The sequence below is a fragment of the Bacillus sp. 5B6 genome (assembly GCF_000259405.1).
GTDB classification, from domain to species: domain Bacteria; phylum Bacillota; class Bacilli; order Bacillales; family Bacillaceae; genus Bacillus; species Bacillus velezensis.
In genome coordinates, this window is the sequence record NZ_AJST01000001.1 from 1,664,620 (window position 1) to 1,689,247 (window position 24,628).

The 24,628-nt window shown below is 44.2% G+C and carries 32 protein-coding genes; 23 read left to right on the top strand and 9 right to left on the bottom strand.

Features of this window, described 5'->3' with window-relative positions; genetic code table 11:
• Positions 1 to 13 precede the first annotated feature (13 nt).
• The 6 genes from yneA (at position 14) to MY7_RS07870 (ending at position 4,365) form a co-directional block, all read left to right on the top strand.
• Positions 14 to 325, top strand: coding sequence for a cell division suppressor protein YneA (gene yneA, locus MY7_RS07845; RefSeq protein ID WP_007611722.1), 312 nt, complete (start codon positions 14 to 16; stop codon positions 323 to 325).
• Between the two features lie 15 nt (positions 326 to 340).
• A complete protein-coding gene (locus MY7_RS07850; RefSeq protein ID WP_007611724.1) occupies positions 341 to 991 on the top strand; it encodes a YneB family resolvase-like protein in 651 nt (216 codons plus the stop codon).
• A 68-nt stretch (positions 992 to 1,059) separates the two neighbouring features.
• The gene (locus MY7_RS07855; RefSeq protein ID WP_003153997.1) at positions 1,060 to 1,293 is read left to right on the top strand and encodes a DUF896 domain-containing protein; all 234 of its coding nucleotides are present in this window, start codon (positions 1,060 to 1,062) and stop codon (positions 1,291 to 1,293) included.
• Between the two features lie 166 nt (positions 1,294 to 1,459).
• Positions 1,460 to 3,463 carry a transketolase gene (gene tkt / locus MY7_RS07860; RefSeq protein ID WP_007611727.1) on the top strand — a complete coding sequence of 668 codons (2,004 nt, stop codon included), beginning with the start codon at positions 1,460 to 1,462 and terminating at the stop codon, positions 3,461 to 3,463.
• A 151-nt stretch (positions 3,464 to 3,614) separates the two neighbouring features.
• A complete protein-coding gene (sirA, locus tag MY7_RS07865) occupies positions 3,615 to 4,061 on the top strand; it encodes a sporulation inhibitor of replication protein SirA (protein WP_003153995.1) in 447 nt (148 codons plus the stop codon).
• Between the two features lie 85 nt (positions 4,062 to 4,146).
• Positions 4,147 to 4,365, top strand: a complete 219-nt coding sequence (locus MY7_RS07870; protein WP_003153994.1) for a YneF family protein — start codon at positions 4,147 to 4,149, stop codon at positions 4,363 to 4,365.
• Positions 4,366 to 4,438: 73 nt separating this feature from the next.
• Here the strand turns inward: MY7_RS07870 and MY7_RS07875 are convergent, their stop codons facing one another.
• Complete coding sequence (locus MY7_RS07875) at positions 4,439 to 4,612, bottom strand: aspartyl-phosphate phosphatase Spo0E family protein (RefSeq protein ID WP_012117647.1); 174 nt, start codon at positions 4,610 to 4,612, stop codon at positions 4,439 to 4,441.
• Positions 4,613 to 4,813: 201 nt separating this feature from the next.
• Between MY7_RS07875 and MY7_RS07880 the strand changes: the two genes are divergently transcribed.
• The 3 genes from MY7_RS07880 to MY7_RS07890 all read left to right on the top strand — a co-directional run bounded on the left by MY7_RS07880 (position 4,814) and on the right by MY7_RS07890 (position 6,539).
• Positions 4,814 to 5,521 carry a cytochrome c biogenesis protein CcdA gene (locus MY7_RS07880; RefSeq protein WP_088056486.1) on the top strand — a complete coding sequence of 236 codons (708 nt, stop codon included), beginning with the start codon at positions 4,814 to 4,816 and terminating at the stop codon, positions 5,519 to 5,521.
• Positions 5,522 to 5,605: 84 nt separating this feature from the next.
• Positions 5,606 to 5,968: a response regulator gene (locus MY7_RS07885; RefSeq protein ID WP_007410327.1), complete on the top strand. Its 363-nt coding sequence runs from the start codon at positions 5,606 to 5,608 to the stop codon at positions 5,966 to 5,968.
• A 79-nt stretch (positions 5,969 to 6,047) separates the two neighbouring features.
• Positions 6,048 to 6,539: a CcdC family protein gene (locus tag MY7_RS07890; RefSeq protein WP_007611735.1), complete on the top strand. Its 492-nt coding sequence runs from the start codon at positions 6,048 to 6,050 to the stop codon at positions 6,537 to 6,539.
• Between the two features lie 27 nt (positions 6,540 to 6,566).
• Here MY7_RS07890 and MY7_RS07895 read toward each other — a convergent pair whose 3' ends face one another.
• From MY7_RS07895 to sspO, 4 genes are all read right to left on the bottom strand, one after another.
• Positions 6,567 to 6,995 carry a DUF2621 domain-containing protein gene (locus MY7_RS07895; protein WP_007611736.1) on the bottom strand — a complete coding sequence of 143 codons (429 nt, stop codon included), beginning with the start codon at positions 6,993 to 6,995 and terminating at the stop codon, positions 6,567 to 6,569.
• 234 nt (positions 6,996 to 7,229) lie between these two features.
• Positions 7,230 to 7,601 carry an Hsp20/alpha crystallin family protein gene (locus MY7_RS07900; RefSeq protein ID WP_007611737.1) on the bottom strand — a complete coding sequence of 124 codons (372 nt, stop codon included), beginning with the start codon at positions 7,599 to 7,601 and terminating at the stop codon, positions 7,230 to 7,232.
• Positions 7,602 to 7,696: 95 nt separating this feature from the next.
• On the bottom strand, positions 7,697 to 7,843 hold the full coding sequence (locus tag MY7_RS07905; protein ID WP_003153984.1) for a small acid-soluble spore protein P: 147 nt from the start codon (positions 7,841 to 7,843) through the stop codon (positions 7,697 to 7,699).
• Between the two features lie 29 nt (positions 7,844 to 7,872).
• Positions 7,873 to 8,019 (bottom strand): acid-soluble spore protein SspO, encoded by a 147-nt coding sequence (sspO, locus tag MY7_RS07910; protein ID WP_003153982.1) that lies wholly within the window; start codon positions 8,017 to 8,019, stop codon positions 7,873 to 7,875.
• A 231-nt stretch (positions 8,020 to 8,250) separates the two neighbouring features.
• Here sspO and acnA point away from each other — a divergent pair, with 231 nt between their 5' ends.
• The 7 genes from acnA to MY7_RS07945 all read left to right on the top strand — a co-directional run bounded on the left by acnA (position 8,251) and on the right by MY7_RS07945 (position 13,047).
• Entirely contained in the window at positions 8,251 to 10,977 is a 2,727-nt protein-coding gene (acnA, locus tag MY7_RS07915; RefSeq protein WP_007611738.1) for an aconitate hydratase AcnA, read from the top strand.
• A 61-nt stretch (positions 10,978 to 11,038) separates the two neighbouring features.
• The gene (locus MY7_RS07920; RefSeq protein WP_029325930.1) at positions 11,039 to 11,548 is read left to right on the top strand and encodes a TlpA family protein disulfide reductase; all 510 of its coding nucleotides are present in this window, start codon (positions 11,039 to 11,041) and stop codon (positions 11,546 to 11,548) included.
• Positions 11,549 to 11,626: 78 nt separating this feature from the next.
• The gene (locus MY7_RS07925) at positions 11,627 to 11,752 is read left to right on the top strand and encodes an FbpB family small basic protein (RefSeq protein WP_012117651.1); all 126 of its coding nucleotides are present in this window, start codon (positions 11,627 to 11,629) and stop codon (positions 11,750 to 11,752) included.
• 63 nt (positions 11,753 to 11,815) lie between these two features.
• The gene (locus MY7_RS07930; protein WP_003153977.1) at positions 11,816 to 11,962 is read left to right on the top strand and encodes an acid-soluble spore protein N; all 147 of its coding nucleotides are present in this window, start codon (positions 11,816 to 11,818) and stop codon (positions 11,960 to 11,962) included.
• 24 nt (positions 11,963 to 11,986) lie between these two features.
• A complete protein-coding gene (gene tlp / locus MY7_RS07935; protein ID WP_007410320.1) occupies positions 11,987 to 12,229 on the top strand; it encodes a small acid-soluble spore protein Tlp in 243 nt (80 codons plus the stop codon).
• Between the two features lie 86 nt (positions 12,230 to 12,315).
• Complete coding sequence (locus MY7_RS07940) at positions 12,316 to 12,732, top strand: YbgC/FadM family acyl-CoA thioesterase (RefSeq protein ID WP_003153973.1); 417 nt, start codon at positions 12,316 to 12,318, stop codon at positions 12,730 to 12,732.
• Positions 12,733 to 12,747: 15 nt separating this feature from the next.
• Positions 12,748 to 13,047, top strand: a complete 300-nt coding sequence (locus MY7_RS07945) for a hypothetical protein (RefSeq protein WP_007611759.1) — start codon at positions 12,748 to 12,750, stop codon at positions 13,045 to 13,047.
• Between the two features lie 32 nt (positions 13,048 to 13,079).
• Here the strand turns inward: MY7_RS07945 and MY7_RS07950 are convergent, their stop codons facing one another.
• Positions 13,080 to 13,367, bottom strand: a complete 288-nt coding sequence (locus MY7_RS07950) for a HesB/YadR/YfhF family protein (RefSeq protein WP_007611760.1) — start codon at positions 13,365 to 13,367, stop codon at positions 13,080 to 13,082.
• Between the two features lie 88 nt (positions 13,368 to 13,455).
• Positions 13,456 to 14,037: a glycerol-3-phosphate 1-O-acyltransferase PlsY gene (gene plsY / locus MY7_RS07955; RefSeq protein ID WP_007611761.1), complete on the bottom strand. Its 582-nt coding sequence runs from the start codon at positions 14,035 to 14,037 to the stop codon at positions 13,456 to 13,458.
• A gap of 151 nt (positions 14,038 to 14,188) precedes the next feature.
• Between plsY and MY7_RS07960 the strand changes: the two genes are divergently transcribed.
• The 3 genes from MY7_RS07960 (at position 14,189) to parC (ending at position 19,413) form a co-directional block, all read left to right on the top strand.
• The gene (locus MY7_RS07960; protein WP_007410316.1) at positions 14,189 to 14,596 is read left to right on the top strand and encodes a CoA-binding protein; all 408 of its coding nucleotides are present in this window, start codon (positions 14,189 to 14,191) and stop codon (positions 14,594 to 14,596) included.
• 423 nt (positions 14,597 to 15,019) lie between these two features.
• Positions 15,020 to 16,987: a DNA topoisomerase IV subunit B gene (parE, locus tag MY7_RS07965; protein WP_007611767.1), complete on the top strand. Its 1,968-nt coding sequence runs from the start codon at positions 15,020 to 15,022 to the stop codon at positions 16,985 to 16,987.
• 2 nt (positions 16,988 to 16,989) lie between these two features.
• Positions 16,990 to 19,413, top strand: a complete 2,424-nt coding sequence (gene parC / locus MY7_RS07970; protein ID WP_007611775.1) for a DNA topoisomerase IV subunit A — start codon at positions 16,990 to 16,992, stop codon at positions 19,411 to 19,413.
• A 53-nt stretch (positions 19,414 to 19,466) separates the two neighbouring features.
• On the opposite strand, the gene MY7_RS20025 is transcribed toward parC, so the two are convergent.
• Positions 19,467 to 19,592, bottom strand: coding sequence for a hypothetical protein (locus MY7_RS20025; RefSeq protein WP_007410313.1), 126 nt, complete (start codon positions 19,590 to 19,592; stop codon positions 19,467 to 19,469).
• Positions 19,593 to 19,616: 24 nt separating this feature from the next.
• Positions 19,617 to 19,970, bottom strand: a complete 354-nt coding sequence (locus MY7_RS07975; RefSeq protein ID WP_003153956.1) for a hypothetical protein — start codon at positions 19,968 to 19,970, stop codon at positions 19,617 to 19,619.
• Positions 19,971 to 20,349: 379 nt separating this feature from the next.
• Here MY7_RS07975 and MY7_RS07980 point away from each other — a divergent pair, with 379 nt between their 5' ends.
• From MY7_RS07980 to MY7_RS07995, 4 genes are all read left to right on the top strand, one after another.
• Positions 20,350 to 21,768, top strand: coding sequence for an alanine/glycine:cation symporter family protein (locus tag MY7_RS07980; protein ID WP_007611779.1), 1,419 nt, complete (start codon positions 20,350 to 20,352; stop codon positions 21,766 to 21,768).
• 204 nt (positions 21,769 to 21,972) lie between these two features.
• On the top strand, positions 21,973 to 22,929 hold the full coding sequence (locus tag MY7_RS07985; RefSeq protein ID WP_007611781.1) for a sugar kinase: 957 nt from the start codon (positions 21,973 to 21,975) through the stop codon (positions 22,927 to 22,929).
• Positions 22,930 to 22,958: 29 nt separating this feature from the next.
• Positions 22,959 to 23,978 (top strand): zinc-binding alcohol dehydrogenase family protein, encoded by a 1,020-nt coding sequence (locus MY7_RS07990; protein WP_007611783.1) that lies wholly within the window; start codon positions 22,959 to 22,961, stop codon positions 23,976 to 23,978.
• Positions 23,979 to 23,991: 13 nt separating this feature from the next.
• Positions 23,992 to 24,627: a bifunctional 2-keto-4-hydroxyglutarate aldolase/2-keto-3-deoxy-6-phosphogluconate aldolase gene (locus tag MY7_RS07995; protein ID WP_029325931.1), complete on the top strand. Its 636-nt coding sequence runs from the start codon at positions 23,992 to 23,994 to the stop codon at positions 24,625 to 24,627.
• The last annotated feature ends 1 nt before the right edge of the window (position 24,628 follow it).

Consider the following 24,628-nt stretch of genomic DNA (forward strand, 5'->3'; position numbering starts at 1 on the left):
GGAGGTTGTTTACATGGCGAAAGAATCTATTATATTTGTCGGGCTGTTTACTGCAATTTTAAGTGCCGCTATTTTACTTGTCTCATGTGCGGGGAATGATCATTCCCTCAGCCAATATGTTAAAATAAAGGTTCAGGACGGCGATACACTCTGGTCACTTGCGGATCATGTAGCAGAAAAGAAACATATTAATAAAGAAGATTTCATTGAGTGGGTGACGGAGAATAATCATCTCCAAACTGCTGATATAAAGCCCGGAGACGAACTTATTCTTCCGGTTAAGAAGAAGCATCCGGCCGTATATCAGCTGGCCATTGTCAATTAGAGAGGAAAGAGAGAAATGAAGGCGCTCATTTATGCCCGCGTAAGCACAAACAAAGAACAGCAGCAAACGTCATTAAAAAGACAGGAAGAGGAGCTCAGTGAGATCGCTGCTGCAAACGGCATGGAAGTCGTGAAAGTCATTTCTGAGAAAGCCAGCGGTTACGAAATGGACCGCGACGGAGTATTTGAAATGCTTGATGAAATTAAAAAATCACATATTGACGCGATATTGGTGCAGGACGAAACGAGATTGGGAAGAGGAAACGCCAAGATTGCGCTTTTGCATTGTATTTACAGGGAGAATGTAAAAATATATACGACGGCTCATAAAGGTGAACTTGAGCTTTCCGAAGCTGATTCGATGGTACTCGAAATCGTCAGTATTGTTGAGGAATATCAAAGGAAAATTCACAATATGAAAATCCGGCGGGGAATGAAAAGAGCCGTGAAAAACGGCTACAAACCTGAACGGAATCTGAAAAACAGGCATGAAAACAGCGGAAAAGAAAAAAAAGAGGTTCCGGTTTCGGAAATTATCAGGCTGAGAGCCAACAAGCTTACCTTTGCAGAAATCGCAGCGACCTTAAGGGGATTCGGCTACGATGTGTCCAAAGCCACGGTTCATCGGCGGTTTCAGGAATATATCGCAGACACAGAAGGCAGCTGACGCGCATCAGTTGTAAAAAAGACTGCGTTTTAGTAGTATATAATCAACACGCACCAAAGGAGCTTATTATGATTTCTAAAGAAAAAATCGCAAGAATTAACGAATTGGCTCAAAAAGCTAAATCAAACACGATAACGGATGAGGAAAAAGCTGAACAGCAAAAGCTTCGCCAGGAGTATTTGAAAGGATTCCGCTCCTCAATGAAAAATACGTTAAAGAGCGTAAAAGTGATTGATCCGGAAGGCAACGATGTCACCCCTGAAAAATTAAAAAGAGAACAACAGAAAAATAATCTTCATTAAACAGAAAGAATACGGCAATACGTATTCTTTTTTCGTATATACTAATATCAGGATGTGCTTTACGACAATTTTCAACAAGTTTATCTCAAATTTAAGCTGAAAGAGTTGAGAAAAAGTCAGCATCGCTTTATGATGAAAAGGTACAACAATATGGAAGGGGATTATAATGGATACAATTGAAAAGAAATCAGTTGCCACCATTCGTACACTATCTATAGACGCAATTGAAAAAGCGAATTCCGGACATCCGGGCATGCCGATGGGAGCTGCTCCGATGGCATACACGCTGTGGACGAAATTTATGAATGTAAATCCGCAGAATCCGGGCTGGTTTAACCGCGACCGCTTTGTTTTATCAGCAGGCCACGGTTCAATGCTTTTATACAGCATGCTGCATTTAAGCGGATATGACCTCAGCATTGAAGACTTGAAACAGTTCCGTCAATGGGGAAGCAAAACACCGGGACATCCGGAGTTCGGGCATACAGCCGGAGTAGACGCAACGACCGGGCCGCTTGGACAGGGTATTGCAATGGCAGTGGGAATGGCAATTGCAGAACGCCATCTGGCTGAGACATATAACCGTGATTCTTTCAACGTAGTTGATCATTATACATACAGTATTTGCGGAGACGGCGATTTAATGGAAGGCATTTCTTCCGAAGCCGCTTCTCTTGCAGGCCATCTTGAATTAGGCCGCCTGATCGTATTATACGATTCTAATGACATTTCCTTAGACGGCGATTTAGACCGTTCTTTCTCTGAAAATGTAAAGCAGCGTTTTGAAGCAATGAACTGGGAAGTTCTTTATGTTGAGGACGGAAACAACATCGCTGAATTGACGGCTGCAATTGAAAAAGCGCGCCAGAATGATAAAAAACCGACTTTGATTGAAGTGAAAACCACGATCGGTTTCGGTTCTCCAAACCGCGCGGGCACATCCGGCGTTCACGGCGCTCCGTTAGGACTAGAAGAGAGCAAGCTGACAAAAGAAGCGTATGCTTGGACGTTTGAAGAAGATTTTTATGTTCCGGAAGAAGTATACGGGCATTTCAATCAAGCTGTAAAAGAAGCCGGCTCGAAAAAAGAACAGGAATGGAATGAACTGTTCGCGGCTTATAAAGAAAAATATCCTGAGCTTGCTGAACAGCTGTCACTCGGCATGAAAGGCGAGCTTCCTAAAGACTGGGATCAGGAAGTTCCCGTTTATGAAAAAGGCAGCAGCCTTGCTTCCCGCGCATCTTCAGGTGAGGTGCTGAACGGGATCGCCAAGAAAATTCCTTTCTTTGTCGGGGGATCTGCTGACCTTGCGGGTTCAAATAAAACGACAATCAAAAATGGAGGAGACTTCACGGCCAAAGACTACGCCGGGAAAAACTTCTGGTTCGGTGTCCGTGAATTTGCGATGGGCGCTGCATTAAACGGAATGGCGCTTCACGGCGGCCTCCGCGTATTCGGCGGCACATTCTTTGTGTTCTCTGATTATTTAAGACCTGCCATTCGTCTGGCGTCATTGATGGGTCTTCCCGTCACTTATGTATTCACACATGACAGTATTGCCGTAGGAGAGGACGGGCCGACTCACGAACCGATTGAGCAGCTTGCTTCTTTACGCGCACTTCCTAACCTTTCTGTGATCAGACCTGCTGACGGAAATGAAACCGCAGCTGCATGGAAGGTTGCCGTTCAAAGCCAAGATCATCCGACAGCTCTTGTATTGACACGGCAAAACCTGCCGACGATTGATCAGCAGGCTGAAGAAGCGTATGCGGGCGTGGAAAAAGGGGCTTATATCGTTTCCAAAGCCCAAACGGAATCACCAGCCGCTCTTCTTTTAGCGACAGGTTCTGAAGTCGGACTTGCGATCGAAGCTCAAGCGAAACTGGCTGAAGAAAACATTCACGTATCTGTAGTCAGCATGCCGAGCTGGGACCGCTTTGAAAAACAATCGGCCGAGTACAAAAACAGCGTGCTTCCTCCGAATGTGACGAAACGTCTTGCGATCGAAATGGGTTCAAGCTTCGGATGGGGCAAATTTACCGGTCTTGAAGGAGACGTTCTCGCAATTGACCGTTTCGGTGCTTCAGCTCCGGGAGAAACAATTATGAAAGAATACGGTTTTACTGCAGAAAACGTGGTTGACCGCGTGAAAAAACTTTTAAACAAATAACGAGACAAAAGAGGATGAGTCAAATCATCCTCTTTTTCCTGTTTATGCGACAAAAATAGAAGGGGCGGCGTAACAGTAATAGACAATTCTTTCTTTTCTCCTTTTGTATAATAGAAAGCAATAACGAAGCGCTGTAAAAGGGGATGAGGAAATGGAACGTCATTACTATACACACCTGATAAAGGATGAGTTTGCGAACCACTACTTCGGGCGGGAAACGGCTATGTTTGAGTTGTTTCGAGACTATCATTGGACAGACCTGACACCCCAGGAATATCAAATGACAGAAAAGCAAGTTCAATATATAACGGAACCGATTCCGGTGATACATATGCATCAGCGTCTCCAGCTGCATTTAAACCGAATGAGTTACAGCCGTTTGGATTCCATTTACCGGCTTACACTGCCCGGAGAAAAGGGCCGCGCCACCTTCATGATGAAAGACAGTTTAATTGAGATTGCGGCTTCGGGAGATTATGAGGCGGAAACGATTTTCTTTGAGATTCTGCGTAAAATCAGCCCCTGTTTTCTTGCAATGGATTTCAAGACACGGCGCTACGGGTGGTTAAATCCGGTCAGAGAAAGAAATTTTGTCTAAAAACGAGGAAAAAGAGATGTAAATGTTGTATAATAGCCTTTGGTTTAGTACACTTTAAACTAGACAACATGAAGGAGGAAATAAAATGACTTTATGGGTTGGCATCCTAGTGGGCGTTGTCGCATTGCTCATAGGTGTTGCACTCGGGTTTTTTATTGCTCGTAAATATATGATGAGCTATTTGAAAAAGAATCCGCCTATTAATGAACAAATGTTACGCATGATGATGATGCAAATGGGAATGAAACCTTCTCAAAAGAAAATTAATCAAATGATGAAAGCCATGAATAATCAAGCGAAATAATACGTACAGATTATGATATAGAGATACATGGTTATAAAAATAAAAAACCCGGAGAGGGTTTTTTATTTTGGCGTCATGTTTCACCCCAACTGCCGGTGTGCAGTTCTTTTTGGTATTGTATGAGAAGGTGGTCAAGCTCCTGGCTGAGTTCTATCGTAATGTTTGATGTCATTCCGTTTGTCATGACGATTTTAAGCAGCTCTGCCCGTTTTTTTTCAATTTCATTTAATAGATGCTCTCTAATCACAGGGATATATCCTTTCATACATAAATCTTTCACCTGAGTCGCTATTATTATATCCACATTTATACTGTTTTTCAAATAAGAAGGAGTATAATATCTCGATGTCAAATTAAATTATATAAGCTTTTTCTATAAAAAGTAATCCTTCTCGGGAAAGTGTTAAAAAAATGAAATGATTTTGTCATAACTCGAAGGGAGTGTGTCATCGTGAGTTTTAATTACTTTCTGACGTTTGGGGCCGGATTTCTGTCTTTCATTTCTCCATGCTGTCTGCCGTTGTATCCCGCTTTTTTGTCTTACATAACTGGTGTCAGTATGGACGAGGTGAAAACAGAAAAGGTGATGCTGCAAAAGCGCGGCCTCGTGCATACACTTTGTTTTTTGCTTGGTTTTTCCGTGATTTTTATCGCATTGGGATATGGAACTTCGTTTATCGGCAGTTTTTTTACCCAATATCATGAAGCGATCCGCCAGTTTGGCGCTATCATGCTGATCCTTTTCGGGCTGATTACTGCCGGTGTGTTTCAGCCGAAATTCATGATGAAAGAGCGGCGCATTCACTTTAAGCGCCGTCCGGAGGGGTTTATCGGTTCGGTTCTGATCGGTCTTGCGTTTGCAGCCGGCTGGTCGCCGTGCAGCGGGCCCATTTTAGGAGCCGTGTTTTCGCTGGCCAATACAAATCCTTCTTCAGCAGTGCCGTATATGTTTTTATATGTTCTCGGATTTGCGATTCCTTTTCTTGTTCTTTCATTTTTTATTACCAGAATGAATTGGATTCGCAAGCATCAGCTGCTTATCATGAAAATCGGCGGCATTCTTATGATTCTGATCGGAGTTATGCTGTTTTTTAACTGGATGAGCTACATTCTGATCGTTCTGTCAAATCTTTTCGGAGGATTTACGGGTCTGTAACGGATTAATAACTTTTGAACTATTATATACCCTTTTGTTTTTGGTACAATAAGACTAGTTAATGTTAAATATGTGGAGGGGAATATGACACGAGTTTTAGTTGTAGATGACGCCAAGTTCATGAGGGTGAAAATCAGAGAGATTCTGGAATCGGCGAATTACACAGTGGCCGGGGAAGCGGCTGACGGTGAGGAAGCTCTGGCAGTATATCAAAAAATCCGTCCCGACCTGGTGACTATGGATATTACCATGCCGGTCAAAAACGGTATACAGGCGCTGCAGGATATTTTAGCTTTTGACCCGAAAGCCCGGATCATCATGTGCACCGCCATGCGGCAGCAGCGGATCGTTCTGGAAGCGATTGAATTAGGCGCTAAAGACTTTATCGTTAAACCGTTTGAAGCATCTAAAGTGCTGGAGGCCGTAGGCCGGGTAACGGGAACGTAAACGTGTTCTCTTTTCAAATTGGTTTTTTTTATGTTTTTGGAGTATAGTATATAGTATCAAACTCCGTGCAAGCAAAGGAATGATAAAGATGATGATTATAATTTCATCCGTTATTGCAGCGGCCATGGCAATTTCCGTGATGATCGTCAGGATTAAATCCTCCGACAAGCCCGCTTCACCTAAAAAAATAATTCTCCCGCCGATTTTCATGAGTACGGGAGCGCTTATGTTCCTTTTTCCGATTTTCAGAGTGACGGGCGAAGAATTTTTGGAGGCCATTACGCTGGGCGTGATCTTCTCTATTTTTCTGATTAAAACATCTAAATTTGAGATTAAAAATAATGAAATCTATTTAAAACGGTCAAAAGCGTTTGTGTTTATCCTGATTGGTTTGCTGGTTATCCGAATCGCTATGAAATCCATTTTGAGCACGACGATTGATTACGGAGCTTTAAGCGGAATGTTTTGGATTCTTGCTTTCGGAATGATTGTCCCGTGGCGCATCGCGATGTTTTTGTCTTACCGCAAACTTTCGAATGAACTGAAGACCGCTGATATTCAGATGAATTAAAACCTTTCCGTCCGCCGGAAAGGTTTTTTATTTGAGCAGGGCTTGATAAGGAGTAAGATCAATCTGTTTTTCACGGAGATGCTTTTTTAAAAATTGATGATCACGCTTAGGAGTGGCCAGTATGTAACCCCTGATGATTAAATCACGGTTTATTTGTTCAGCTTCCTCCGCTAAGGAAAGTTCACCGATTTTTCCGGCGATTTTCGCTTTGGCTGCATCCCGAAAGAGCTCCGGCACGGGGGCGACCAATTCATCCAAAAACGCCTTGTCACCCGCATTCCATAAGTGCCTGCTTTTTTCAATATAATAGTCCTGCCAATCCAGTTCTGACCGGCCGTCTTCTTTCGGTAAGCGTTTTAAAAATTTTCGAAACATAAAAAACCCGCCGATAGACAGCAATCCGATCATCACGATGACCCAAAATAAAATAAACCACATAAACCAGCCTTCCAGCATTGTTCTATCTCCTCCTTACTTTAACCATATTGTAAACGAAGACAGAATAGAAGAACACATGAAAAAAAAGAATAGAAAAAATGATAGATGTCCAGTCATTCCGGTTGCTAGAACATATTCTATCGTATAGTGATTCTGCTATTTGGCCATGGGAGATTCACTTTGAGGGTATATGACTGATATGACCGGACAAAAAAGCCGCTTCCATTGAGGGATGAAAGCGGCTTTTTTATGTTATAGAGGAAATTGAAAGGAAAAAGAGGCAGGAGTCTCATTTGGCTCCTTGTTCATGGAGACGGTCAGAATATGGTTGGTGAAATCAGTGAAAATATGTTTGTCATACAGATAAAAAGGAAGCACCATTTGTTTGTTTAACGTCCGTTCAAGCGTTTTAACAGAGAGCATAAATTCATTCCCCGAAAGAGTGACGGTTATCGCTTGCACCTGCTTCAGCGCCGTCAGGTCGGCTTCAATGATATATTGACGGCTTGTTTCATATAGATCGATCGGCAGCGTCTCGTCATACCAAGCATACGGGTCCTCGTAAAATTGCCGCAGCCATTCTTCCGTATCATCAAATTCTTCAGCGTTTTTTGAGTGATTCATGGAAGCATCCCTCCATATTAAAAAGCCTTGCTATAACGTATGCAGAAGCTTTGAATGGGTGAATGGCACAAAAAAAACAGACACCGGGGTCTGTTTTACATATCGTGGCTTGTATTATGTTTTTGTCTTGTATGGTTGCGGTTTTTCACTTTTTTGCTTCCGCTCAGCGGTTCCGGCTGGCCGGGGTTATGGCCCTTCGGAGCATTTTTATGCATATCTTTACTCGTATTTTTATTTGTCATGTTAAAGCCTCCTTTTTAAGGTGTTCCGGCTATTGGTTTGTTTTTCTTTTTTTATTGTTCTGCCGTTCTTCTTCCGTCAGGACGAGCTGGTCATTTTCTATATAGCCCGCGCCTTTGCCTTGGCTTTTCGCATCATTCATGCCGTTAATGACATGATTGGCTTTCCGTTTTACCATGATCATCACCTCAACATTAATATGGCTCTTTACAGCCCGTTGTATGAGGCGGAAAATCGGACAAAATTTACCGACAATCATGCTGATAAGACGATCTTATTGTATTTAATAAAAACATTGATATTTACTTATGTATGATTTTATACTAAGATGAAATTGTGAGAAAATTGTGATGGAATGTGAACATTCATCTAAAGAACGATCTTGATCATTGAAGGGGGATTTTGGAGAATGACAAATCAGCAAAAAGTCGCAACACAAGACGTTTTCCAAGCAAGAAAAACATTTTCTTCAAATGGGAAAACATACAACTACTATTCATTAAAAGCATTGGAAGACGCAGGGGTCGGCAATGTTTCAAAACTTCCTTATTCTATTAAGGTTCTTTTGGAATCCGTTTTGCGTCAGGTAGACGGACGTGTCATTACAAAAGAACATGTTGAAAATTTAGCAAGATGGGGTACTGCTGAATTAAAAGATATCGATGTGCCGTTTAAACCGTCACGGGTTATTCTACAGGACTTTACCGGCGTTCCGGCCGTAGTTGACCTGGCATCTTTAAGAAAAGCCATGGCCTCTGTCGGCGGAGACCCTGATAAAATCAATCCTGAAATTCCGGTTGACCTGGTCATTGACCACTCCGTACAAGTCGACAAAGCCGGTACGGAAGACGCGTTAGCCATTAATATGGACTTAGAATTCGAAAGAAATGCAGAACGTTATAAATTTTTAAGCTGGGCAAAGAAAGCGTTTAACAATTATCAGGCTGTTCCGCCTGCAACAGGTATCGTTCACCAGGTAAACCTTGAGTTTTTGGCAAGTGTCGTTCATACGAAAGAGGAAGACGGAGAACTTGTGACATATCCTGATACTCTGGTGGGAACAGATTCCCATACAACAATGATTAACGGAATCGGCGTCCTCGGCTGGGGTGTCGGCGGTATTGAGGCGGAAGCGGGAATGCTCGGCCAGCCTTCATATTTCCCTGTTCCTGAGGTCATCGGCGCGAAACTTGTCGGAAAATTGCCTAACGGAACGACGGCGACTGACTTGGCGCTGAAAGTCACTCAAGTGCTGCGTGAAAAAGGCGTAGTCAATAAATTTGTTGAATTCTTCGGTCCTGGTGTTGCTGAGCTTCCGCTTGCGGATCGTGCGACTATTGCCAATATGGCGCCGGAATACGGAGCGACTTGCGGATTCTTCCCGGTTGACGAGGAAGCACTTTCTTACCTGCGTCTGACCGGCCGTGAAGAAGAGCAGATCGATATTGTGGAAGCATACTGCCGCAACAACGGTTTATTCTATACGCCTGACGCGGAAGAGCCGATTTTTACAGACGTTGTGGAAATTGATCTGTCAAAAATCGAAGCGAACCTTTCAGGACCGAAACGTCCGCAGGATTTAATCCCGCTTTCCGTTATGCAGGAAACGTTTAAAAAACATCTTGTCAGCCCGGCCGGCAACCAAGGATTTGGAGCGGATGCTGCTGAAGAGAACAAAGAAATTTCATTTAAACTTAACAGCGGTGAAGATGCGGTTATGAAAACAGGGGCGATTGCAATCGCCGCTATTACAAGCTGTACGAATACATCAAACCCTTATGTATTAATCGGTGCCGGATTGGTAGCCAAGAAAGCGGTAGAATTAGGCTTGACAGTGCCGAATTATGTTAAAACATCACTTGCACCGGGGTCTAAGGTTGTTACTGGATACTTAGTCAACTCAGGCCTTCTTCCTTACATGAAGGAGCTCGGCTTTAACCTCGTAGGGTATGGCTGTACGACATGTATCGGGAACTCCGGCCCGCTTTCTCCAGAGATTGAAGAAGCGGTTGCTAAAAATGATCTCTTGATCACTTCTGTCTTGTCGGGTAACAGAAACTTTGAAGGACGGATCCATCCGCTTGTCAAAGGAAACTACCTTGCGTCACCTCCGCTTGTTGTCGCATACGCATTAGCAGGCACTGTGAATATCAACCTGAAAACGGATCCGATCGGTGTCGGAAATGACGGACAAAATGTTTATTTCGATGACATCTGGCCGTCCATGGATGAAATCAATTCTCTCGTCAAACAGACTGTTACGCCGGAATTATTCCGCAAAGAGTATGAAACGGTATTTGACGACAACCAGCGCTGGAACGAAATCGAAACGACGGATGAAGCGCTGTACAAGTGGGATCAGGATTCCACTTACATTCAAAACCCGCCGTTCTTTGAGGAAATGTCTGTAGAGCCGGGAAAAGTTGAGCCTTTAAGAGGACTTCGCGTTGTCGGCAAATTCGGCGATTCTGTGACGACTGACCACATTTCTCCGGCCGGAGCGATCGGAAAAGACACACCGGCGGGCAAATACCTGCAGGAAAAAGGCGTTTCTCCTCGTGACTTTAACTCTTACGGTTCACGCCGCGGAAACCATGAAGTCATGATGAGAGGAACATTCGCCAATATCCGCATTAAAAACCAAATCGCACCGGGTACAGAAGGCGGATACACAACACATTGGCCTACCGGGAAAGTGACATCTATTTATGATGCCTGCATGCGGTATAAAGAAGATAAAACGGGCCTTGTCGTCCTGGCCGGAAAAGATTACGGAATGGGCTCTTCACGTGACTGGGCTGCAAAAGGAACAAACCTGCTCGGCATCAGAACAGTCATTGCCGAAAGCTTTGAAAGAATTCACAGAAGCAACCTCGTCTTCATGGGTGTGCTGCCGCTCCAGTTCAAACAGGGTGAAAACGCGGATACACTCGGCTTAACCGGTAAGGAAGTCATCGAGGTGGATGTTGATGAATCTGTACGTCCGCGCGACTTGCTGACTGTCAGAGCAATCAGTGAAGACGGTACGGTAAAAACATTTGAAGTTGTTGTCCGTTTTGACAGTGAAGTGGAAATTGATTACTATCGCCATGGCGGCATTTTACAAATGGTGCTTCGCGATAAAATGAAACAGTAGCAGAATGAACAAAAGAGAGAAAGCAGTCTGCTTTCTCTCTTTTTATGCGGGAGGCCTTGAGATGCTTGCGAAATGGCTGGGCGGAATGTTACTTATCGGGTTGTTAGTGTATGCGGGCTGGAACATTTATTCTGTACAAAAAAGTCCGAAAGAAGGGACAGAAGAAGGGATGAAAGCCCCTGACTTTACACTTGATACATTGTCAGGAAAAAGTATCTCCCTTTCTGATTATAAAGGAAAAAAAGTGCTCCTCAATTTCTGGGCGACGTGGTGCAAGCCGTGCCGAATGGAAATGCCCGATATGCAGGAGCTGCAGAAAGAATATCCTGATATTGCGGTAGTAGCCGTTAATTTTACGTCCTCTGAAAAAAATATACAGGCTGTTAAATCATTTGCTGATCATTATCAGCTGACATTTCCTATTCTGATTGACAAAAGCGGAATTAACGGAGATTTCAACGTGCTTTCTTATCCGACAACATACATATTAGACGAAAAAGGAACCATTCAGCACATTCGCGTAGGCACGATGACAAAAAAAGAAATGAAAGAAAAACTGGATCTCAAATAGAGGTTCAGTTTTTTTATTGTGAAGGGCTTAGGTTTTGAAAAATTGGAAAAAATGAATGAAAACACGGAGGTGAGAAGATTGAAAAAAATGCGAAAACGTTCTTTTCATGAATTGGTTATGGAAAATAAACGTGAGCTGATGACCAATACGGAATATTTGAATCAGCTTGAAGAAAAGCTGGAGCAGCGGTTCAAACAAAAATAACCTTTAATTTGCAGTCATGTTTGCACCTCCTTTTGCAAAATATACTCTTAAGGAGGGATGAACATGGGCATAAACAAGAAAGACGGCCAGCCGCAATACGCTCCGAGCCACTTAGGGACAAAACCCGTTAAATATAAACGCAACAAAGGGGAAAAGTTTCATGACAAGTCAAACGGACATCCGATTGTCATGCAGACGAAAGGCGAATAACATCATCAAAGGAGAGCAGACATTATGACAAACAATTATCAAAAACCGAATCCGGATGACCGTTCCGATAACGTTGAAAAGCTGCAGGATATGGTCCAGAATACAATTGAAAATATAGAAGAAGCCAAAGAATCAATGGAATTTGCGACAGATGAGGAAAAACAGCGCATTCAAGAGAAGAATGCCAGACGCAATGAAAGCATTGAATCGTTCCGCAGTGAAATCCAGGATGAATCGGCTGCAAGAGAAAACGGCTATCAATCATAATAAAAACCAGGGAAACCTGGTTTTTTTCTCTTTCCGGCTCGTTGTGATAAAATGGGGCTAATCTGATAATAAGGGAGCAGAGAACGTTGCATGTGTCAAAAAAAGAAATAGAAGTGCGTTATGCGGAAACAGATCAAATGGGCATCGTCTATCATGCCAATTACTTAGTCTGGATGGAGGTCGGCAGAACGGCGCTGATTAAGGAACTCGGATTCCTTTACAAGGATATGGAAGATAGAGGAGTGCTGTCCCCTGTATTGGATATCAGCATTTCTTATAAAAAGCCGCTCCGCTACGGAGAAACGGCTGTCGTACATACTTGGATTGAAGAATACAACGGATTTAAAACCGTTTACGGCTACCACATCTATAATCCGGATCAAGAACTTGCCATCAAAGCGACATCCTCTCATATATGCGTTGATAAAGAGAGCTTCAAACCGATTCAGTTTCGCAAGGCTTTTCCTGATTGGCATGCCGCTTACGAAAAGGCAAAAAAATAAGGAGCGGCTGCAGTTATGGCATTTGGAATTACGCGTAAGGAACTGGAAAGGTGGAAGCGGGATGTATCGGAAGGGAAAATCGCTTTTTTAACGCATTACTGGCTGGACGACCGCTTTCCGGAGGCTAAGACCGTGACGAAGGCCGGTTCAAGCGATCTCAATAAACTGATCAGATGGGGAGCGGAGTACGGGCTGAAGCCGGAGTGGATTCACCATAAAAATGAATTTCCCCACTTTGACCTGCTCGGTGATACGCAAAGAAGCATATTAGAAAAAGAACGTCTGACTGATCATCTCAAAAGGTTCAGGCTGTAAAAAAAAGAACGCATCCGCTGCGTTCTTTTTTTTTACACATAATCAAATATCGGCTCTTCTGCCTGATCTGAATATGTGACTGACAAATCGTGATTATCAAAGTACCATAAGTCGCTTTCTTCAATAAAAAAGGTAATGCCTTCAACTTCCGTGCTGGTGCCGATGTTCATCGGCCGGTCTTTTAAAATGCCGAGAGAAAAGCCTTTCTGAACGTTGCTGCATCCCCCGTAACGGACAAAGAAACGGACATGGTCGCCTGTTTCCAGATCGAGCTCTTCTTTGTACCAATCCAGCGCGCCTTTCGTTACTTTCATGTTCATCCGGAACACTCCCTTTTTGTTTCTCATATAAAGAAATTATCTCTATTATAAACGCATATGGCATTTTGATGTCAAAATTGAAGTTTCATCAAAACCATTTGATCTTCGGTTCTGTTTTGTTTATAATCCGTTTGATGTTTGCCCTGTGTCTGTAGATAACAAACGCGGTCAAGAGCGTCACTACGATTAATAAATAAGGGTCTTTTACAAACAGACAGTAAATAATCGTATAAATCCCTGTTAACATTGAAGACAGAGAAACAAATTTCGTAAGGAATAAAAATACGAAAAATACTGCAACCATCGTAACGAATAACAGCGGAGCATAAAACAGCAGGACGCCCCCTGATGTGGCTACGGCTTTGCCTCCTTTAAACTTTGCGAACACGGGGAATACATGGCCGATCACTGCTGCCACCCCTGCGAGAAGAGGATGAATGGGGACGTGCAGTAAATATGGGAGCGCCGCGGCCAGGGTGCCTTTTAAAATATCGGCTGCGACGACGACAGATCCCGCTTTAACGCCAAGCGTGCGAAAAGCATTTGTAGCGCCCAAATTGCCGCTTCCGTGTTCTCTAATATCGATCCCTTTCGCAAGTTTGCCTACGATTAAACCTGACGGGATGCTGCCTATTACATAGGCCAAAATAATCAATAAAGCAATCAACATCTACATTTCTCCTTTTCAATGTCCCTTCACTTTATTTTAACACGAGTTGTTACCGTCTGATGACAAGTTTTTTGAGAATTAAGCTGACAAAGCGCTTTTTTTGATTCCGGCGTCGCGCTCATGTACAATATATCAAAAGGAGATGGTAAAGATGCAAAATCCTTCAAAATCAGAGATTAAAGAAATTCTGGACCGGAGCAAACGGATCGCAGTCGTCGGGCTGTCAGACCGTCCCGACCGGACTTCTTACATGGTTTCCAAAGCGATGCAGGATGAAGGGTATGAAATTATTCCCGTCAATCCAACGATTGATGAGGCGCTTGGCGTTAAAGCCGTCGCTTCATTAAAAGACGTGGAAGGACCGATTGATATCGTGAATGTGTTCAGACGCTCTGAGCAGCTTCCCGGCGTCGCTGAAGAATTTTTACAGACGGACGCTCCCGTTTTTTGGGCGCAGCAGGGTCTTGCAAATGAAGAAGCGTATCGCATGATTACAGACAAAGGACGGACGGCTGTTATGGATTTATGTATAAAAGTCGCCCGCGCTGTTATAAAATAGGAACAAAAAAGGCAAAAATCCTTGGCAAATCAGGGGTTTTTGCTTTTTTATTGAAAGAATACTCTTTGCGTATGATGATGAAACAGATACAATAAAGCATGAACAGCTTTTTTAGAAACCCCTTTATACAGGGGTTTACAGTCTGTTTGCGATGGCCCGCATAAAGCTATATAATAGAAAGCGAACTCATGTTCTTATCCGCCGAAAAGGGCACCAAAAAGATGAAAAGCCGTTCGAATGTATGTCTTGCGGCCTAAAAAACGAGCCATTCGCTTAAATATGTTGCGAAATCAAGCATATTGGTTATAATTGTGAGTCCGAGGAGAATTGGACCGAAGCTTGCGCATACTGAAAAACAAAGACATGAAAACATTTAAAAAAGAGAATGATTAAGAGCAGGTTTTTTGAAAGGGGTTTGTACGTTTGGCTAGAAAACAGCAATTTGATTACAACGAAGATGCCATACAGGTGCTTGAAGGCCTGGAAGCCGTCAGAAAACGACCGGGAATGTACATTGGTTCGACGGACGCACGCGGCCTGCACCATCTGGTATATGAGATCGTCGACAATTCCGTCGATGAAGTTCTTGCCGGCTACGGAGATCATATTATCGTAACGATACATAAGGACAACAGCATCTCTGTACAGGACAGAGGACGCGGAATGCCGACCGGGATGCATAAGCTCGGAAAGCCGACGCCGGAAGTTATTTTCACCGTGCTGCATGCCGGGGGGAAATTCGGACAGGGCGGCTATAAAACAAGCGGCGGTCTGCATGGTGTCGGCGCATCTGTCGTAAACGCATTATCGGAGTGGCTGACAGTTACTATTGAGCGTGACGGATATGTTTATAAACAGCGGTTTGAAAACGGCGGCAAGCCCGTGACTTCACTTGAAAAAATCGGAACGACCAAAAAAACGGGAACGCTTACCCATTTTAAACCTGATCCGTCAATGTTCAGCGCAACGGTTTATAATTTTGACACGCTGTCAGAACGTCTGCGCGAATCGGCTTTCTTGTTAAAAGGTTTGAAAATAGAATTAATTGATGAACGGAACGGCGTAAAAGAAGTATTTTATTATGAGAACGGAATTGAAGCATTTGTCGCTTATTTAAACGAGGAAAAAGACGCTTTATGCGAAGTGGTTTCCTTTGAAGGCGAGCACCATGACATTGAAGTCGATTTCGCGTTTCAGTTTAATGACGGGTATTCAGAAAATATGCTGTCATTCGTTAATAACGTCAGAACAAAGGACGGCGGCACCCACGAATCAGGAGCCAAAACGGCAATGACAAGAGCGTTTAACGAGTATGCGCGAAAGGTCGCCCTTTTAAAAGAGAAAGACAAGAACCTTGAAGGCGCCGATATCAGGGAAGGTTTGTCCGCAATCATTTCCGTGCGTATCCCGGAGGAACTGCTGCAATTTGAAGGCCAGACGAAAGGGAAGCTTGGCACAAGTGAGGCGAGATCCGCCGCGGATGCCGTTATTTCCGAGAATCTTGCTTATTTCTTGGAAGAAAACCGCGATACGGCGACCCTGCTTGTCAAAAAAGCGATTAAAGCCAGCCAGGCCCGTGAAGCGGCCCGTAAAGCGAGAGAAGAAGCGAGAAGCGGCAAAAAGCGAAAAAAATCAGAAGCGACGCTGAGCGGAAAACTCACACCGGCCGGTTCCAGAAATCCGGCGAAGAATGAATTGTATCTTGTGGAAGGAGACTCTGCGGGAGGTTCTGCAAAACAGGGAAGAGACCGGAAATTCCAAGCCGTGCTGCCCCTTCGCGGAAAGGTCATCAACACAGAGAAAGCAAAGCTTGCAGACATCTTCAAAAATGAAGAAATCAATACGATTATTCATGCGATCGGAGGCGGTGTCGGCGCAGATTTTGAGATAGACGACATCAACTATGACAAGATCATTATCATGACGGACGCGGATACCGACGGCGCACACATTCAAGTCTTGCTGTTAACGTTTTTCTACCGCTATATGAAACCTTTAATCGAGCACGGAAAAGTCTTCATCGCCCTTCCGCCTCTTTACAAAGTGAGCAAAGGAAGCGGTAAGAAAGAGATTATTGAATATGCTTGGTCCGACGAAGAAATGGACGGCGTTTTAAAGAAAGTCGGCAAAGGGTATACCATCCAGCGCTATAAAGGTCTGGGAGAAATGAACGCAGACCAGCTCTGGGAAACGACGATGAATCCCGAATCGCGAACGCTCGTCAGAGTCAAGATCGACGATGCGGCACGGGTAGAGCGCCGCGTAACGACATTAATGGGAGACAAAGTAGAACCGAGAAGAAAATGGATTGAAAAGAATGTTGCCTTCGGATTAGATGAGGAAAGCAATATTTTAGAAAATGAAAACTTGTCGGTCGCTGAGGAGGTTTAATAGTGGCACAGCCAGAATTATTTCATGATTTACCGTTAGAAGAAGTAATCGGCGACCGTTTCGGACGCTACAGTAAATACATTATTCAAGACAGGGCGCTGCCCGACGCTCGTGACGGTTTAAAGCCGGTGCAGCGGAGAATTTTATACGCCATGCACGCAGACGGAAATACATTCGATAAAAATTTCCGTAAAGCGGCGAAAACGGTCGGAAACGTTATCGGTAATTATCATCCGCACGGTGACAGTTCCGTTTATGAAGCGATGGTGCGGATGAGCCAGGATTGGAAAGTGCGGAATGTGCTGATTGAGATGCACGGCAACAACGGAAGCATTGACGGTGATCCGCCGGCTGCCATGCGTTATACGGAAGCGAGATTATCATCTATCGCGTCAGAGCTTTTGCGTGATATTGATAAAAATACGGTTGAATTCGTTCCGAACTTTGATGACACTAGTAAAGAACCGGTTGTTTTGCCCGCCATGTTCCCTAACTTGCTTGTCAACGGATCAACCGGGATTTCGGCGGGCTATGCGACTGATATTCCCCCTCATCATCTGGGTGAGGTCATTGATGCTGTCATTAAACGGATTGAATCTCCGGATTGCACCGTCGATGACTTGATGCAGGTGATTAAAGGGCCTGACTTTCCGACAGGAGGCATTATTCAAGGAGTCGACGGTATTCGGAAGGCTTATGAAACCGGTAAAGGCAAAATTATTATCCGCGGCAAGGCTGAAGTGGAATCCGTAAGAGGCGGACGGGAGCAGATCGTCATTACAGAAATTCCGTTTGAAGTAAACAAAGCCAATCTTGTAAAGAAAATGGACGAATACCGCATAGACAAAAAAGTTGAAGGCATTTCTGAAGTCCGGGATGAAACTGACCGCACGGGGCTTCGGGTGGTCGTTGAGTTAAAGAAAGAAGCCGATGCAAAAGGCATTCTGAACTTCTTATATAAAAACACTGATCTGCAGACAACATATAACTTTAATATGGTCGCCATACATAACCGCCGGCCGATGCTGATGAGTCTTACGGCCATCCTGGATGCGTATATTTCCCATCAGAAGGAAGTGGTGACAAACCGCTCCGTCTTTGAATTGCAAAAAGCAAAAGAGCGGCACCACATCGTTGAAGGACTGATGAAGGCACTGTCTGTGTTAGATGAGGTCATAGCCGTCATCCGGGCAAGCAGCGACAAGAAAGATGCGAAGCAAAACTTAATGTCTAAATTCGCATTTACGGAGCCGCAGGCCGAAGCGATCGTATCCTTGCAGCTGTATCGTCTGACAAACACGGATATTACGGCGTTAAAAGAGGAAGCGGAAGAGCTCAGCAAGAAAATTCAGGAGCTCGAAGCCATTTTAAGTCATGATAAAAAGCTGTTAAAAGTCATTACAAGCAGCCTGAAAAAATTGAAAAAGACCTATGCTGACAGCAGACGGTCTGTCATTGAAGAGAAAATTGAGGAAATTAAAATCAATCTTGAAGTCATGGTTGCCTCTGAGGACGTATATGTGACAGTCACAAAAGACGGCTATGTAAAACGAACAAGCCAGCGGTCATTTGCCGCTTCTAACGGCCAGGATTTCGGTATGAAGGATACTGACAGGCTGATTCACCAATTTGAAATGAATACAACGGATGTTCTCCTGCTCTTTACCAATAAGGGAAGCTATGTTTATTGTCCGGTTCACCAGCTTCCTGATATCAGGTGGAAAGACATGGGGCAGCACGTAACGAACATCATCACGATTGACCGTGATGAAACCATCGTGAAAGCTATACCGGTAAAAGAATTTGATCCATCTTCATATTTATTGTTTATGACGAAAAACGGCATGGTGAAAAGAACTGAAATGACGCATTACAAAGCGCAGCGTTACTCGAAAGCGCTTGTTGCCCTTAACCTTAAAGGGGACGACGAGCTGATTGATGTTCATGTCACAGACGGCGGCAGCCAGCTGTTTATCGCCACCCGCCTCGGGTACGGTTTATGGTTCGGTGAAGATGAAGTAAATGTAGTCGGTGCCCGTGCGGCCGGCGTAAAGGGCATAAATTTAAAAGACGGTGATACCGTCGTATCAGGACAAATCCTGCATGAGACAGATTCGCTTGTCCTTGTCACACAGCGGGGAGCAATCAAGCGGATGAACCTATCTGAATTCGAAAAAACATCCAGAGCGAAGCGCGGTGTCATCATGCTGCGTGAGCTTAAAAAGAACCCGCATCGTGTTGTCGGCGTATTCGCGTGCGCTTTGGCCGACATGATCGCTGCGGAAACAGAAAAAGGCGAGAGAATCGAAATCCCCGTGAAGTCCTTGCGGGCGAATGACCGATACAGCAACGGTTCCTTCTTTACCGATGAAGATGAGACAGGGCCGGTAACAGATGTATGGCGTATACCCGCGTCTGATGTTTAAAAGTAAAAATAAAATAAAAAAAACCTCCGCTCATTGAGCGGAGGTTTTACTATTTAGCTTTCATGGTTGCCGAATAAGTCAGTGATAGCGTGAATGACTTCGATTCCCTGCCATACAAATAAATTCAATGCGGTGAATGAAAACAACCCTAAAATCACCATTCGTAAGATAAACAACATGTTTAACAACCTCCTCATTTTATGTTACATAGATAGGCGATGTTGAACATGAAGCTCATCGAAATACGAGGACTGATAAAATTTAGCGATTAAAAAGCTTTTCTTTCGCTGTCTTCTCCGGGAAGCGGGGCGTCTCCTGTCTGATATCACGATCAGTGAGACAGAAGCGGCAAAAAGCGCCGTCAAGATATATGAGCCCGTCAGCGATTTTTTCTCATCATCAGCATTTTGGCCGGCCTTCATTTCGTGCATTTCCTGCTGGTCGGCTACCGCTTTAAAATGATGAGCAGTATCAAACGCATGGGGAATGGAGAGCAAATGAAAGCTTGCAATCGCTAAAAATAAAATAGAAGCTTTTAAAAACAAGATTTTTTTCAAATGTTCTCCCCCCTTCATAAGTCTGAATATTTTTATTATAATACCCTAATTTAAATGTAAAGTAAACATATTTATTAAATTTAAAAAATTATTATCCTGGTTAAGTATATACCATTCCATCCATCTTTTCATCTCTTTTTTCTTAAAGACCTATTTGTTATGATATGCACGCATTCCTTATGACGTGACAACATTTTTCAGGGCTGTAAGATAAAAAACACGGAACATGACAGCAAAAGACGTGATGAAGAAACCGAAACATTTTCTTAAAAAAACTTCTCAACCACTGTTGTTGTGATATAATAATACTCGTTGTGTTAAAAGATCTAACATATGCAGCAAAAATGACAGTAAAAGATATGTAAAAGGGAGGTTAAACATGGAGGCTTTCATCAGTGAAATCATAAATGTTCCAAATGATTTTATTTGGAAGTATCTTGTTTATATTTTAGTCGGGATCGGATTGTACTTTACGTTCCGTTTTCGCTTTATTCAATTCCAATACTTTATTGAAATGTTCAGAATCGTCGGGGAGAAGCCGCAAGGAAATAAAGGAGTGTCTTCAATGCAGGCATTCTTTATCTCAGCCGCTTCTCGTGTCGGAACCGGAAACTTGACCGGCGTCGCGCTGGCGATTGCAACAGGCGGTCCCGGCGCAGTATTTTGGATGTGGATCGTAGCGATTGTCGGTATGGCTTCCAGCTTTGTGGAAAGCACCTTGGCGCAGCTGTATAAAGTGCGTTCCGGTGACGAATTCCGCGGCGGTCCGGCATATTACATGGCAAAGGGACTGGGCGCCCGCTGGCTCGGTATTTTATTCGCCGTATTGATTACCGTTTCTTTCGGACTTATCTTTAACGCCGTGCAGTCAAATACGATTTCTGTCGCGTTTGACGAAGCATTCCATGTGAATAAAACAGTTATCGCAATCATTTTAGCTGTATTAACGGCTTTCATTATATTCGGCGGTCTGAAACGTGTTGTTTCCGTTTCGCAATTAATCGTTCCGGTCATGGCGGGTATGTATATTCTGATCGCGCTGTATGTCGTGATTGTAAATATTACAGCGGTACCTGAGCTGTTTGTTACGATTGTGAAAAATGCGTTTGGTCTTGAACAGATCGTCGGCGGGAGCTTAGGAAGCATCATTATTATCGGTGCGCAGCGCGGCCTGTTTTCAAACGAAGCGGGTATGGGAAGCGCGCCGAATGCCGCAGCGGCTGCACATGTGTCGCATCCGGCTAAGCAGGGATTAATTCAGACGCTCGGCGTGTTTTTCGATACATTTATCGTTTGTACATCGACTGCCTTTATCATTTTATTGTACAGTTTTACGCCTAAAGGCGACGGCATCCAAGTGACACAAGCCGCACTGCAGCACCACCTCGGCGGCTGGGCCCCGACATTTATTGCGATTGCGATGTTTTTATTCGCATTCAGCTCTGTCGTCGGCAACTATTACTATGGTGAAACGAATATTGAATTTATTAAAACAAGCAAAACATGGCTTAATATTTACCGCGTCTTCGTTGTAGTGATGGTGGTATACGGCTGTTTGGCTGACTTCCAGATCGTCTGGGACATGGCAAACTTGTTTATGGGACTGTTGGCTCTCATTAACTTAGTGGCAATCTTACTGCTGAGTAATGTAGCCTACAAGATCTATAAGGATTATGCCGCTCAGCGCAAAAAAGGTCTTGATCCTGTATTCAAAGCGGAGAATACCCCGGAGCTCAAGCATATTGAAACATGGGCGGAAGAAGAAGATACAAGCCCCGAACGTAAGACTGCTAACTAAGGAAACATGCATACAATTTTCAAAAAACCCCTTTACATTTTGTTGTGAGGGGTTTTTTCATGTGAAAAACCGGGTTATTTTTACCGAAAATAGATTTTTTTGAATTTGTTGTATTTTCCTCTTGCTCGTGTAAGGGTTTTCATATAAAGTTTTACTAAACCGGTTTACCAAACCGATTTAGTCTTAAAAGAAAGGAGTATTGATGTGGCTTCTGATTATGGCATTTTTACGATCGGTGATGCGATGATCACCTTAAATCCCGCAAGCACAGGGCCTTTGCGTTTTGTTACCCATTTTGAACGAAAAGCAGGAGGAGCTGAACTGAATTTTGCGATTGCATGCGCCAGATTGAATCTGCACTCAAAGTGGGTCAGCAGACTGGGGAAGGATGAGTTCGGCAGAGTGATTTATCAGTTTGCCAGAGGAGAAGGAATTGATGTGACTGACGTCTCCTATGTTGAAGGCTTTCCTACATCTTTAAATGTCAAAGAGATCAGAAATGACGGTTCAGGCAAGACGTTTTATTATCGTTTCAGTTCACCAATTCTGACTCTTGCACCAGAAGATATAACAGAGAATATGTTTGCCGGCATTCACATCGTTCATCTTACCGGTGTGTTCCTCGCGCTTGATAAGAAAAACCTTGAAATTGCTGAAAGAGTGCTTTCCATCGCCAAAGCAAGAGGGATTCCCGTATCTTTTGATCCGAATATCAGGCTGAAGCTGTGGACGATTGAGGAGGCGCGTGCGGCATTTCATCAAATCTTTCCGCATACTGATATTCTTCTGGCGGGCCGGGACGAAATGAAACAGCTGACAGGTATAGGAGAAAATGAAGCATTAGCCCGGTTTGCAGAGACCTATTCAATCAGTCAGCTCGTCATAAAAGACGGTGAATCAGGTTCTGCGCTGTATCATGATCATAAGTGGATTCACAAAGAGGCTTTCCCGGTTGCGCCTGTTGACACGGTAGGAGCGGGTGACGGCTTTAATGCCGGCTACCTGTACAGTTATCTGCATGGTTTTGAACCGGAAAAACGTCTGGAGTTTGCCAATGCGGTCGGTGCGCTCGTCACCACAGTTTCCGGTGACAACGAAGGGCTTCCCTATCTAGAAGAGGTTCTGTCATTTGTAAACAAAGAGACTGTGATTGAACGGTAGCAAGCACAACTTAAAAAGCGGGTGAGAAAATGAAAGCGGTTCAAGTACGGAAAGCATTTGATCTGATGGTGACGGAATGTGAGAAACCGTCTGTTGTCCACGCGGATGATGTTCTTGTCAAGGTGAAGCGGGTCGGAATTTGCGGATCAGATTTGCATATTTATCATGGGACAAATCCGTTAGCGTCCCTGCCGAGAGTAATCGGACATGAAGTCACAGGGGAAGTCGCAAAGACAGGTTCTCATGTCCGGCGTTTCAAGCCGGGTGACCGCGTAGTGGTTGAACCGATATCTTATTGCGGAACATGCTATGCCTGCCGGAAAGGACGTCCGAACGTCTGCAAAGCGCTTTCGGTGTTCGGCGTTCATGAAGATGGCGGGATGCGGGAATATATCGTGGTTCCGGAAAAGCAGCTGCATGCCGTTTCGCCCGATCTGCCCTGGGAGGAAGCGGTCATGGCAGAACCATATACGATCGGCGCCCAGGCCGTTTGGAGAGGCCGTGTCGAGAAGGAAGATACCGTTTTGATTCAGGGAGCGGGACCGATCGGAATCTGCATATTAAAAATGGCAAAGTTCAAAGGCGCTTCCGTCATGATAACCGACTTGAATGATGAACGCTTGGCATTCGCTGAAAAAAACGGGGCGGACGTTACCGTCAACGCGCAAAAAGAAGATCCCGTTTTGCGGGTGAACGAATGGACAGAAAATGAAGGCGCCAATGTTGTCATTGATGCCGTCTGTCTCCCCTCAACGTTTGAAACGTCCATTGACGCGGTTTCTCCGGCCGGTCATGTGGTTGTGCTTGGTTTTGATGAGAGGACTGCCGGCATTTCTCAGCTTCCGATCACAAAAAAGGAAGTCACGATAACCGGTTCAAGATTGCAGACGAATCAGTTTCCGTACATTACAGACTTACTGAATAGAGGCTTGTTAACGCACGGCGGTCTTATTACACATACATTTTCTGCAGATGACGTCCATCAAGCATTTCAGTTGATCGAACAGCACCCGGGCAAGGTGGGAAAAGCAATCATTACGTTTGATTAAAGGAGGAGCGAGAATGCTGCCTAAGTACGCCATTTACGAAAAACTTCTGCATGCACAAGTGGTGGCTGTCATAAGGGGACAAAACAGCCAAGAGGCGCTTGAAGTTTCAAAAGCGGCCATTTCAGGAGGTATCAGCGCCATTGAGCTTACATACACAACTCCTGAAGTGGAAGATGTCTTTAAGGAACTCCGGCATCAAAATATTCTTCTTGGAGCCGGCTCTGTAATGGATACAGAAACGGCGAGACACGCCATTTTATCAGGCGCCTCATTTATCGTCAGCTCTCATTTTGTAAAAGAGATAGCATCTCTATGCAACCAGTACAGCGTACCGTATCTTCCGGGATGCATGAGCGTGTCTGATATGGCTTTGGCGCTCGAAGCCGGATGTGATGTGGTAAAGCTGTTCCCCGCTAATTCGTTTGACCCTTCATTTATCAAGTCGGTCAACGGCCCTCTGCCGAATGTCCGCATTATGCCGACTGGGGGTATCTCATTAAACAGCATGAATGACTGGCTCTCTGCCGGAGCGGTCGCGGTCGGTGTGGGGAGCGACTTGACAAAAGCATATCAAAAGGGCGGCTATGAAGCTGCCGTATCCCTCAGCAAAGAATACGTCTGCCGAAAAAACGAATATATGGGGGTGTAAC

Excerpts from the sequence above, each read along its gene's own strand:
- yneA (WP_007611722.1), top strand. The coding sequence starts at position 14 with ATGGCGAAAGAATCTATTATATTTGTCGGGCTGTTTACTGCAATTTTA.
- MY7_RS07850 (WP_007611724.1), top strand. The coding sequence starts at position 341 with ATGAAGGCGCTCATTTATGCCCGCGTAAGCACAAACAAAGAACAGCAG.
- MY7_RS07855 (WP_003153997.1), top strand. The coding sequence starts at position 1,060 with ATGATTTCTAAAGAAAAAATCGCAAGAATTAACGAATTGGCTCAAAAA.
- tkt (WP_007611727.1), top strand. The coding sequence starts at position 1,460 with ATGGATACAATTGAAAAGAAATCAGTTGCCACCATTCGTACACTATCT.
- sirA (WP_003153995.1), top strand. The coding sequence starts at position 3,615 with ATGGAACGTCATTACTATACACACCTGATAAAGGATGAGTTTGCGAAC.
- MY7_RS07870 (WP_003153994.1), top strand. The coding sequence starts at position 4,147 with ATGACTTTATGGGTTGGCATCCTAGTGGGCGTTGTCGCATTGCTCATA.
- MY7_RS07885 (WP_007410327.1), top strand. The coding sequence starts at position 5,606 with ATGACACGAGTTTTAGTTGTAGATGACGCCAAGTTCATGAGGGTGAAA.
- MY7_RS07890 (WP_007611735.1), top strand. The coding sequence starts at position 6,048 with ATGATAAAGATGATGATTATAATTTCATCCGTTATTGCAGCGGCCATG.
- MY7_RS07895 (WP_007611736.1), bottom strand. The coding sequence starts at position 6,995 with ATGCTGGAAGGCTGGTTTATGTGGTTTATTTTATTTTGGGTCATCGTG.
- MY7_RS07900 (WP_007611737.1), bottom strand. The coding sequence starts at position 7,601 with ATGAATCACTCAAAAAACGCTGAAGAATTTGATGATACGGAAGAATGG.
- MY7_RS07905 (WP_003153984.1), bottom strand. The coding sequence starts at position 7,843 with ATGACAAATAAAAATACGAGTAAAGATATGCATAAAAATGCTCCGAAG.
- sspO (WP_003153982.1), bottom strand. The coding sequence starts at position 8,019 with ATGGTAAAACGGAAAGCCAATCATGTCATTAACGGCATGAATGATGCG.
- acnA (WP_007611738.1), top strand. The coding sequence starts at position 8,251 with ATGACAAATCAGCAAAAAGTCGCAACACAAGACGTTTTCCAAGCAAGA.
- MY7_RS07920 (WP_029325930.1), top strand. The coding sequence starts at position 11,039 with ATGCTTGCGAAATGGCTGGGCGGAATGTTACTTATCGGGTTGTTAGTG.
- MY7_RS07930 (WP_003153977.1), top strand. The coding sequence starts at position 11,816 with ATGGGCATAAACAAGAAAGACGGCCAGCCGCAATACGCTCCGAGCCAC.
- tlp (WP_007410320.1), top strand. The coding sequence starts at position 11,987 with ATGACAAACAATTATCAAAAACCGAATCCGGATGACCGTTCCGATAAC.
- MY7_RS07945 (WP_007611759.1), top strand. The coding sequence starts at position 12,748 with ATGGCATTTGGAATTACGCGTAAGGAACTGGAAAGGTGGAAGCGGGAT.
- MY7_RS07950 (WP_007611760.1), bottom strand. The coding sequence starts at position 13,367 with ATGAACATGAAAGTAACGAAAGGCGCGCTGGATTGGTACAAAGAAGAG.
- plsY (WP_007611761.1), bottom strand. The coding sequence starts at position 14,037 with ATGTTGATTGCTTTATTGATTATTTTGGCCTATGTAATAGGCAGCATC.
- MY7_RS07960 (WP_007410316.1), top strand. The coding sequence starts at position 14,189 with ATGCAAAATCCTTCAAAATCAGAGATTAAAGAAATTCTGGACCGGAGC.
- MY7_RS20025 (WP_007410313.1), bottom strand. The coding sequence starts at position 19,592 with ATGTTGTTTATCTTACGAATGGTGATTTTAGGGTTGTTTTCATTCACC.
- MY7_RS07980 (WP_007611779.1), top strand. The coding sequence starts at position 20,350 with ATGGAGGCTTTCATCAGTGAAATCATAAATGTTCCAAATGATTTTATT.
- MY7_RS07990 (WP_007611783.1), top strand. The coding sequence starts at position 22,959 with ATGAAAGCGGTTCAAGTACGGAAAGCATTTGATCTGATGGTGACGGAA.
- MY7_RS07995 (WP_029325931.1), top strand. The coding sequence starts at position 23,992 with ATGCTGCCTAAGTACGCCATTTACGAAAAACTTCTGCATGCACAAGTG.